The organism is Pseudoalteromonas sp. TAB23, from assembly GCF_000498075.1.
Taxonomy (GTDB): domain Bacteria; phylum Pseudomonadota; class Gammaproteobacteria; order Enterobacterales; family Alteromonadaceae; genus Pseudoalteromonas; species Pseudoalteromonas arctica.
The window spans coordinates 1-10,177 of the sequence record NZ_AUTP01000218.1 but is presented as its reverse complement, the minus strand read 5'-3'; the positions used below and the strand labels follow the sequence as shown (position 1 = coordinate 10,177).

At 40.2% G+C, this 10,177-nt stretch carries 7 protein-coding genes and 3 pseudogenes (1 of these 10 cut by a window edge); 1 reads left to right on the top strand and 9 read right to left on the bottom strand.

The genetic code is table 11. From position 1 onward, the window contains the following. From purH to rsmD, 9 genes and pseudogenes are all read right to left on the bottom strand, one after another. A pseudogene (gene purH, locus L654_RS01000000126015) lies at positions 1 to 1,457 on the bottom strand (bifunctional phosphoribosylaminoimidazolecarboxamide formyltransferase/IMP cyclohydrolase); it reaches 123 nt to the left of the window's first position. Between the two features lie 191 nt (positions 1,458 to 1,648). Further along, positions 1,649 to 1,939, bottom strand: a complete 291-nt coding sequence (fis, locus tag L654_RS0112165) for a DNA-binding transcriptional regulator Fis (RefSeq protein WP_002957804.1) — start codon at positions 1,937 to 1,939, stop codon at positions 1,649 to 1,651. Positions 1,940 to 1,958: 19 nt separating this feature from the next. Next, the gene (dusB, locus tag L654_RS0112160; RefSeq protein WP_010553368.1) at positions 1,959 to 2,930 is read right to left on the bottom strand and encodes a tRNA dihydrouridine synthase DusB; all 972 of its coding nucleotides are present in this window, start codon (positions 2,928 to 2,930) and stop codon (positions 1,959 to 1,961) included. A gap of 281 nt (positions 2,931 to 3,211) precedes the next feature. Continuing rightward, positions 3,212 to 4,093, bottom strand: a complete 882-nt coding sequence (gene prmA / locus L654_RS0112150; RefSeq protein WP_024590609.1) for a 50S ribosomal protein L11 methyltransferase — start codon at positions 4,091 to 4,093, stop codon at positions 3,212 to 3,214. A 67-nt stretch (positions 4,094 to 4,160) separates the two neighbouring features. Next, positions 4,161 to 6,010 (bottom strand): annotated as a pseudogene (rpoD, locus tag L654_RS01000000126010) (RNA polymerase sigma factor RpoD). 124 nt (positions 6,011 to 6,134) lie between these two features. Then, entirely contained in the window at positions 6,135 to 7,886 is a 1,752-nt protein-coding gene (dnaG, locus tag L654_RS0112140; RefSeq protein WP_007586534.1) for a DNA primase, read from the bottom strand. A 244-nt stretch (positions 7,887 to 8,130) separates the two neighbouring features. Beyond that, positions 8,131 to 8,577, bottom strand: coding sequence for a GatB/YqeY domain-containing protein (locus L654_RS0112135; RefSeq protein ID WP_007586535.1), 447 nt, complete (start codon positions 8,575 to 8,577; stop codon positions 8,131 to 8,133). Between the two features lie 19 nt (positions 8,578 to 8,596). Then, complete coding sequence (gene rpsU / locus L654_RS0112130; RefSeq protein ID WP_002957797.1) at positions 8,597 to 8,812, bottom strand: 30S ribosomal protein S21; 216 nt, start codon at positions 8,810 to 8,812, stop codon at positions 8,597 to 8,599. Between the two features lie 145 nt (positions 8,813 to 8,957). Further along, positions 8,958 to 9,563: a 16S rRNA (guanine(966)-N(2))-methyltransferase RsmD gene (gene rsmD / locus L654_RS0112125; protein ID WP_024608143.1), complete on the bottom strand. Its 606-nt coding sequence runs from the start codon at positions 9,561 to 9,563 to the stop codon at positions 8,958 to 8,960. A gap of 228 nt (positions 9,564 to 9,791) precedes the next feature. On the opposite strand from rsmD, the pseudogene L654_RS0112120 reads away from it, so the two are divergent. Beyond that, positions 9,792 to 10,177: pseudogene (locus L654_RS0112120) on the top strand (signal recognition particle-docking protein FtsY); the annotation flags it as partial.

The following is a 10,177-nucleotide window of genomic DNA, read 5'->3' as shown; positions in this document are numbered from 1 at the left end:
GGCTGCTGCTGCGTCAATGCCATCACGGAATGGGAAGAACGCGTCAGACGCCATAACTGAACCTTTAACTTCAAGGTTTTCATCAGCGGCTTTAATGCCTGCAATTTTAGCTGAGTATACGCGGCTCATTTGGCCTGCACCTACACCAATGGTCATGCCGTCACGGGCATAAACAATCGCGTTTGATTTAACAAACTTAGCTACTTTCCAGCAAAATAGTAAATCTTTAAGTTCTTGCTCTGTAGGTTGACGTTTAGAAACAACTTTTAAGTCGCTTTGCGTTACCATGCCTAAATCGCGGTCTTGAACTAAAATACCGCCGTTAACGCGTTTAATATCTTGGCCAGCTGCTTTACCTGTCCACTGTCCACATTCTAATAAGCGAACGTTCTTTTTAGCTTCAACAATTTTTGCAGCGTCGCTTGAAATACTAGGTGCAATAATTACTTCAACAAACTGACGGTCAACAATTGCTTGTGCAGTTGCTGCATCTAGCTCTCGGTTAAAGGCAATAATGCCACCAAATGCTGATGTAGGGTCTGTTTTAAAGGCGCGCTCGTATGCTTGTAGAATATTGTCCCCAATTGAAACACCACACGGGTTAGCATGTTTTACAATTACGCACGCAGGTACGTCAAATTCTTTAACACATTCAAGTGCTGCATCGGTATCTGCAATGTTGTTAAACGAAAGGGCCTTACCTTGCAATTGAGTTGCTGTTGCAACTGATGCTTCAGCAATGTCACTTTCAACGTAAAAAGCAGCATCTTGATGTGAGTTTTCACCGTAACGCATATCTTGCTTTTTAGTGAACTGCATATTGATAGTACGTGGGAATTTAGTCTCTACAGCAGCTTCCTCGGTGTAATCAGGAACCATTTTACCAAAGTAGTTAGCAATCATGCCATCGTATTGAGCAGTATGCTCGTAAGCGGCAATCGCTAAATCAAAACGTGTTTTGTACGTTGTTGAACCATTGTTGTTTTGCATTTCACTAATAACACGGTCGTAGTCGCTCGCGTTTACCACGATTGTTACGTCTTTGTGGTTTTTAGCGGCTGCACNGGGCCGCCAATATCAATATTTTCAATGGCATCTTCAAGGCTGCAGTTTTCTTGAGCGACAGTATTCGCAAAGGGGTATAAGTTAACTACAACTATGTCGATAGCAGAAATGTTGTTATCTGCCATTACGCTTTCATCTTGTCCGCGACGAGCTAATATGCCGCCGTGAATTTTAGGATGAAGTGTTTTTACGCGACCATCCATGATTTCTGGGTGGCCTGTGTGATCTGACACTTCAGTCACTTTTATGCCGTTATCTGCAAGTAGTTTACATGTGCCGCCAGTTGATAAAATATCAACGCCTTGTGCTTCTAGTGCGCGGGCAAATTCAACAATACCGGTTTTATCAGACACACTTAATAGTGCGCGACGAATAGGACGATGAGTATCCATTGTAGTTTGATTTCCTCAGTTAATGAGCTAGCTTAGAAGCGGGCATTTTAACTGATTACAACTCAAAAAACGACTTATAAAGCGCCGATGAGGGTGAGCATTTTGCAACTCGGCTATTAAACTACGGGCATAAAAAAAGCACCCTAGGGTGCTTTTTTAATAATTAGCTGTGATAAATCACAGCCAGCATATTAGTTCATGCCGTATTTTTTAAGCTTTTTACGTAAAGTACCACGGTTGATACCTAGTAAAATTGCTGCACGAGTTTGGTTACCACGTGTATATGTCATCACTTCTTCAAGTAATGGCGCTTCTAGCTCTGAAAGAACAAGGTCGTAAACGTCTTGCACATCTTGACCGTTAAGCTGCTTTAAATAGTGGTGAACAGCTTTTTTTACTGCATCACGCAATGGCTGCGGTTTCTCGTGTGACTGAACATGAGGGTTAGTGATAAATGGAGAAGTCACGTTTTGTTCGAACATTATTAAGTCTCTTTCTTTCTTAGTTAGCTGCTAGTGTTTTAAAGTATTGCTCTAATGCGACGACCTGTGCTTGTGGGTTGTCGAGCGCATTAAATACTCGCCTAAACTGACCATCACTGTCATGGGTTTGCAAATACCAAGATACATGTTTGCGAGCAATTCGCGCTCCCATTGGCTCACCGTAAAACAGATGGAGGTTTGTTAAATGCTCCATTAAAATACTGCGCACCTCTGCAATAGCAGGCGGCTGTAAGTGTTCCCCAGTTCGCAAATAGTGGTCTATCTCCCTAAATATCCAAGGGCGACCTTGGGCGGCTCGGCCAATCATAATGGCATCTGCACCCGTATAGTCTAAAACCTGTTTTGCTTTTTCTGGTGATGTAATATCACCATTGGCAACAACAGGAATCGACACTGAACGTTTTATATCCCTAATCGTGGCGTACTCAGCATCACCTTTGTACATACATGCGCGCGTACGCCCATGTACAGCAAGTGATGCAATGCCATAACGTTCAGCTATTCTCGCAATCTCTACACCATTACGGTTATCCGGATCCCATCCAGTACGGATTTTAAGTGTCACAGGTATATCAACAGCATTAACGACTGCATCAATAATCTCTTCCACAAGTTCAGGAAACTGTAATAAGGCAGAGCCTGCGAGTTTCTTGTTCACTTTTTTTGCTGGGCACCCCATATTGATATCTATGATCTGTGCACCGTTAGCAACATTGAATTGTGCGGCCTGCGCCATAAGCTCAGGATCTGCTCCTGCAATTTGCACCGCGCGTATACCCGACTCACCGCTGTGATCCATACGGTTCATCGACTTTTCCGTTTTCCAAACCTTAGGATTAGACGATAGCATTTCAGAAACAGCTAGCCCTGCGCCTAAACGACGGCAAAGTTGTCTAAATGGTCTGTCTGTAATGCCAGCCATTGGCGCGACAATTACATTATTCTCAAGTTGGTATTTACCGATACGCACTATATTCAATAGGCCTCTTTTCAAGGGGCGCTAAGTTTACGGTTTTTTTCACAAAAATCAAAGGCTATAAATTGAACAAAAGTAACTTTTTTTTGCCCTTTTCGTATTGACATTTGATAACCACATGACAAGTAGGTTGATTTGTTTGAAATTTATACAAGTTTTATTTTTTACACAATAATCAGAAAACTTTTAATATGTAAAAAAATAGTAAAGCCTGTTAAATACAGGCTTTATATGCAGGTTTTGAGTTAATGCTCTAAATTTGGTTATGCAGTTTATTACGCTTTTTTAGTGCCGCTTACTCGAGTCCAATCACCTTCAACGGCGATGTCATCTAGTTCAATAAACGGTGCATAAATATCAGCAACTGATTGTGCTTGTTCTTCTAAAATACCCGACATGGCAATTTTGCCGCCAGGCTTTAATAAACCTAAAATTACACTGTGCAATTCACGAAGTGGCTGGGCTAATATATTTGCCACTACTATGTCGGCGGTAAACTCAGGTTGGTTTTCTGGAAGGTATACTTCAAGTTTGTCTGCAACGCCATTGCGGTTAGCATTATCGAGGCTTGCCTCAAGCGCTTGAGGATCAATATCAATCCCAATCATGCGCTCTGCGCCTAGTTTTATAGCTGCAATACCTAAAATGCCTGAGCCACAACCAAAATCAACAACCGTTTTACCTGTTAGATCTTGGCTTTCTAACCACTTAAGACACAAGGCCGTTGTTGCATGTGTGCCCGTACCAAAAGCAAGGCCAGGGTCAAGCAGTACATTTACTGCATCAGGATCTGGAATGTCGCGCCAGCTTGGACAAATCCATAGTCTTTCACCAAATTGAATAGGGTGGAAGTTATCCATCCATTCACGTTCCCAGTCTTTATCCTCAAGCTGCTCTATTTTGTATACTAAATTGTCTTTTAGTTCATCATGGCGTTTCAATAACGCAACGACTGCATTCATATCGTGATTAGCTTCAAACAAGCCAATTACTGTTGTATCAGCCCAAAATACAACGGTGCCAATTTTGGGTTCGTAAATAGGGGTGTCTTTTGCGTCAATAAAGGTTACTGAAGCACTACCCGCTTCCATTAATAGGTCACTTACTGCATCTGCTGTTGCAGCATTGGCGTTAATACGAATTTGGATCCAAGCCATGATTATTTCCTTCAAATAGAAAAAAGGCCGCTATAGCGGCCTTTTTAGTTTATATAGTAGCGCTAAATTATTTAGCGTCTAAAAAGCTTTTCAGTAAATCTGAGCGAGAAGGGTGGCGTAATTTACGCAGCGCTTTCGCTTCTATTTGACGAATACGTTCACGTGTTACGTCAAACTGTTTACCTACTTCTTCTAAGGTGTGGTCGGTATTCATATCAATACCAAAACGCATACGTAGTACTTTAGCTTCACGGGCTGTTAGGCCTGCAAGTACATCGTTAGTTGCGCCACGAAGAGACTCCATTGTTGCCGAATCAATTGGCGAATCAATAGTTGTATCTTCGATAAAGTCACCTAAGTGAGAATCTTCATCATCACCGATTGGTGTTTCCATTGAAATTGGCTCTTTAGCAATCTTAAGTACCTTACGGATTTTATCCTCAGGCATCATCATGCGTTCTGCTAATTCTTCTGGATTTGGCTCACGACCCATTTCTTGTAACATTTGACGAGAAATACGGTTAAGTTTATTAATCGTTTCAATCATATGTACTGGAATACGGATTGTTCTTGCTTGGTCAGCAATAGAGCGAGTGATTGCTTGACGTATCCACCACGTAGCATAAGTAGAGAACTTATAACCACGGCGATATTCAAACTTATCAACTGCTTTCATCAGACCAATGTTACCTTCTTGAATTAAATCCAAGAATTGTAAGCCACGGTTTGTATATTTTTTAGCTATTGAGATTACAAGACGTAAGTTAGCTTCAACCATTTCTTTTTTTGCACGGCGTGCTTTCGCTTCACCAATGCTCATTCGACGGTTAATGTCTTTAATACGCTCAATGCTTAAACCTGTTGTTTGTTCAATAACAGATAGTTTATTAATGCTACGAATGATTTCTGGCTTAACTTCTTCAAGTTTAGCTGAATACTTTTCGTTACCTGAAATTTCTAAATCTACCCATGAAGCGTCAGTTTCGTTGTTAGCAAAATGCTTAACGAATGTTTTCTTCGGTAATTTAGCAATTTGTACAGCTTGTTTCATGATTAGACGTTCTTGAACGCGAACACGATCCATCATTTCACGCATGTTATTTACCATGCGGTCAAACTGTTTAGGTATTAATTTAAAGGTTCTGAAAAGCTCACCAATTTCAAAAATGGCGGCTTGTGATTCAGGATGCGAACGACCTTTAGCTTCAAACGTATCACGTGCTTTATTGTATAAATCACGTAAATTTTCAAAATGAATGCGCGCTTCTTCAGGATCTGGCCCTGTGTCTACTTCTTCTTCATCTTCGTCATCGCTATCAGCATCATCTTTGTCATCTTTATCGTCATCAAGTTGCTTAGCACTTAATTCTGAACCGATATTAGTTGCTGAAATTGGCGCTGTATCTTCATTAGGATCGATAAATCCAACGATGATATCGCTTAAACGCATTTCTTCAGCTTCAAACTTATCCCACTGCTCTAGCAGGTAAGTGATTGCTTCAGGGTACTCTGCAACAGAAATCTGTACTTGGTTAATGCCTTCTTCGATACGTTTAGCGATTACAATTTCGCCTTCACGTGTAAGAAGTTCAACAGTACCCATTTCACGCATGTACATGCGAACCGGATCCGTTGTACGGCCGATTTCTTTTTCTACAGTCGCAAGGGCTGCAGCGGCAGNGCTTCAGCTGCGTCTTCGTCTGTCGTTGTTTCTTGCATCATTAATTCATCAGCATCAGGCGCGTTTTCGCTAACCTTGATACCCATATCATTAATCATGCTTATGATATCTTCTACTTGATCTGAGTCTATAATGTCTTGTGGAAGGTGATCATTTACTTCTGCAAAAGTTAAGTAGCCTTGCTCTTTACCTTTTTGAATCAGAAGTTTTAATTGTGACTGAGGAGTTGGATCCATAGAGATTGTTTCTTCCACTCTGATAAGTTGATACAACAGGCGCCATCATGTAGTTTGCATTAAAGCCAACTAGAATAATGTGACGCAGTGAATAGCACAGTATAACAGTTTAAATCAATTTTGACTAGCTGTTAGTGGCTTTTAACGCTGTCATTAACAAATGACACTCAAGTCTTTCGTCGCTACTAAGGCCTTGTGTCTTGTCCTTTATTAATAGGGTCTCGAGTCGATAATTTAAACACTGATCTTCAATAAACTTGAAAGTATTTTTAAAAACCGTCTCTAAACGCTCTTCATTTATGTCGTGTTGCCACGTTGCAAGCTTGATTAAGGGCTCGTAATCTTCAGTTCCTCTAAAAAATTCAAGTAGTTGCGCTGTGGTAATGCTTTCTTTTTCTAAAGCTTGCTCTTGTAAGCGTAATAATAGCCCTATACCAGCAATATTCATTTGTGCGAGTTCAGGCAAATATGGCACATTTTTAGCCAAATTAGGATGTTGAATTAAAATACCAATCGCTTGACGCATTGGTGTTATTTTAAACTTACGTTCAATCGAATGCTGTTGCTTTGGCGTTTTTAAACGGTTATTTAATTGCTCACGTGTTCTTCCGATTAAACGCCCTAACTGTTCAAGAATGTTTTCTTGATAAAATTCACTTGGGATTTTTTCAATGAGTGGAAGTGCTGCACTGAGTAATTTAGCTTTTCCTGAGTCGAGTGTTAAATCAACTTCTTGGCTTAATTTATTAAACAATACTTTGGTAAAGTCATCTGCTTGGCTTAGGCGCAATTCGAATTGCTCCTTACCTTCTTTTTGTACAAGAGAGTCAGGGTCTTCGCCATCGGGTAAAAAAGTAAATTGCAGTGCTTTACCGTCATTTAAATAAGGAAGTGCGTTTTCAAGCGCCCTCCAAGCTGCATCACGGCCAGCTCTGTCGCCATCGTAACAACAGATTACTTTATCTGTTGTTCTAAACAGCGTATGCATGTGCTCGCTTGTTGTTGCGGTACCTAGTGATGCAACGGCATATTCAATCCCTTGCTCGGCTAAGGCAACAACATCCATGTAACCTTCCACAACCATTACATGCTCAAGTTTTTTATGGGCTTGCTTTGCTTCATAAAGTCCGTAAAGCTCAAAGCCTTTATGAAAAATTCGGGTCTCCGGCGAGTTTAAATATTTTGGCCCTTGGTCGGCTTGCATTACACGCCCACCAAATGCAATAACGCGTCCGCGTTTATCGCGAATAGGGAACATTAATCGGTCGCGGAAAAAATCAAATTGTCTGCCTGGTGTTTTTTCTGAAGCTAGCTTTAATTCAACTAATTGCTCTTTTTGTTCTTTATTACGGCCAAGCTGAAGACATAATCCATCCCATTCGCTGGGGGCGTAGCCAATCATAAACTTTTTAACTGTTTCACCACTTAAACCACGACCTTTTACATATTCAATAACGGCGGCAGAATTACTGTGGTGTTTTAATTGGTGCTGATAAAAGCGCGCAGTATGAAGCATTAAATCGTAATCAGAGCGCTTTTGCGCAGCAGTACGTTCTGGTGCTGAGTTTGTGCCTTGTTCTCGAGGTACTTCTAAGTTAAGCATGCTTGCTATTTCTTCAATAGCATCTACAAACTCAAGCTTTTCATACTCCATTACAAACGAAATAGCATTACCATTAGCACCACAACCAAAGCAATGATAAAACTGTTTGTCTTGCGATACGGTAAATGAGGGCGATTTTTCGTTATGAAATGGGCAGCAAGCTTGATAATCCTTACCTGCTTTTTTTAGACCTACTTTTGAGTCTATCAGGTCGACAATATCGGTTCTGGCAAGTAAATCGTCTATAAAGTTACGTGGGATCTTTCCAGCCATTAGTAAAATACAGTCCTGAAATAATAAGAAGAATAACGAATATGAAATTTACTTTTTTATACTTGCTTGATGCAAAGTATAGCGTGCTTTAACTTACCAAAATGATAGCAAAATAAATAGGGAAGCTATAAAAAATTTCATTTTAAAGTAACCTAGTAGGTGTACTTTTTATTAAAGTTAAAAACAAAGAAACCGAGCGCAAGGCTCGGTTCACTTCAATCATACTTTAATGTATGTGGGAGTATTAGGCAGTTAATCGTTGCTTAATTAAACCAGAGATTTTGCCCATATCGGCACGACCTTCGGCTTTGCTTTTGATTATACCCATTACTTTACCCATGTCTTGCATACCTGCTGCGTTAGTATCAGCAATAGCCGCATCAATGAGAGCAATGATTTCTTCTTCACTCAATTTTTGAGGTAAGAAAGTTTCAAGTGCTACTATTTCATTGGCTTCAATATCAGCTAAATCATCACGCCCAGCATCTTTGTACTGAGTGTAAGAGTCACGACGTTGTTTAACAAGCTTCACTATAACGGAGGTAATACCTGCGTCGTCTAGTTCTATGCGCTCGTCAATTTCACGTTGCTTGATTGCAGCAAGTACCATACGAATAGGGTTAAGACGTTGTTTGTCTTTAGCTCTCATCGCATCTTTTTGCGCATCTTTTAGCGTTATTAAAAGGCTCATTTATACAAGACCTAATATATTAGTATAATTTAACGCGACGTGCGTTATCACGAGAAAGTTTTTTCATGTGACGTTTTACTGCAGCAGCTTTTTTACGCTTACGCTCAGCTGTTGGTTTTTCATAGTGCTCGCGACGACGAACTTCTGAAAGGATTCCTGCTTTTTCACATGAACGCTTGAAGCGACGAAGTGCTACGTCAAACGGTTCGTTCTCTCTTACTTTAATTACTGGCATTAAAAATTCACCTACCTAAATTATGAGCGTTGCTCAAGTTGATCAAACATTGATCAAGTGGTTCAAAAATGGTGCGGTATTGTAATCCGAAGCAACACCACATGTAAAGGACAATATTAACAGAAACGCATCATGTAAAACAGTATTAATTTGCTTGGCGCTGGTAGAGTTTGCAAAACACTTGGCCTGCCTTTTTTTCTTTAATTAACAACCAGTTGCTCGGGTTCTTGAAGGTGGTTAACTCTGTTTCTACTTCAACATAAATTAATGCATCATCGCTTAACCATTGGTTTTTTTCTAATAAATTGCAGGTTGTTTGCGCTAAATCTTTACGAAATGGTGGGTCAACAAATACAAGATTAAACGCTTCGTTTGTGTTTTTTTGCTCTAAAAAGGAGAGTGAATTAGTATGTTTAACGTATGCGTTGTCGAGCTTTAAAGTGCTAATGTTTTGTTCTAATTGCTTGGCAGCTGACGAGTCGAGCTCGATAAATGTGGCGTTTTTAGCAAATCGAGATAGCGCTTCAAATCCTAACCCACCAGAACCTGCAAAACAATCAAGTACATTTGTGTCACGCGTATCTTGCATTAGCCAATTAAATACAGTTTCTTTAATTCGATCGGTAGTAGGTCTTAAGCCTTCTACATTTTTAACAGGGAGTTTTCGGCCTCGAAATTGGCCACTAATCACTCTAATAAAGCCATCACTGGGCTTGTTAGTAGCTTTATTTTGCGTTGTTTTTTTTCTCATTTAGCTCACTAAAAAATGGTATATGGTATCTAGCTCAGATAATATTATGGGTGATTACGTGTAGCTTCATTTTTCAACCGTATTAAAAGTGTTACTATTGAACACTTACGTTTTGAATGGTTGTATTTATTAGCAACTATTGCTGGGCATTGCCAAGCTATTTCAAATTTTAGTTTATCAGATTTTTATAAGTGGTTATTAGCAAGTATGACAAAAAAAAGTAAATTCATGTCGTGGCTCGGTTTTGGCAAGTCAGATAAAAAAGAAGCAGAGCAAAAAGCAGCCGCTGATAAACAACAAGCATTAGCGCAAGAAGAAGCGCAGAAGCTAGAGCAAGAAAAACTTGCACAGCAGGCTGAAACTGAACGTTTACAAGCAGAAGCCGAAACAGAGCGCTTAGAGCAGGAGCGTATTGCTGCTGAACAAATTGAAGCTAAACGTTTAGAGCAAGAAACGCTAGCACAGGAGCAAGCTGAAGCTGAACGTTTAAAAGCAGAGGCCGAAACAGAGCGCTTAGAGCAGGAGCGTATTGCTGCTGAACAAATTGAAGCTAAACGTTTAGAGCAAGAAAAGCTAGCACAGGAGCAAGCTGAAGCTGAACGTTTAAAAGCAGA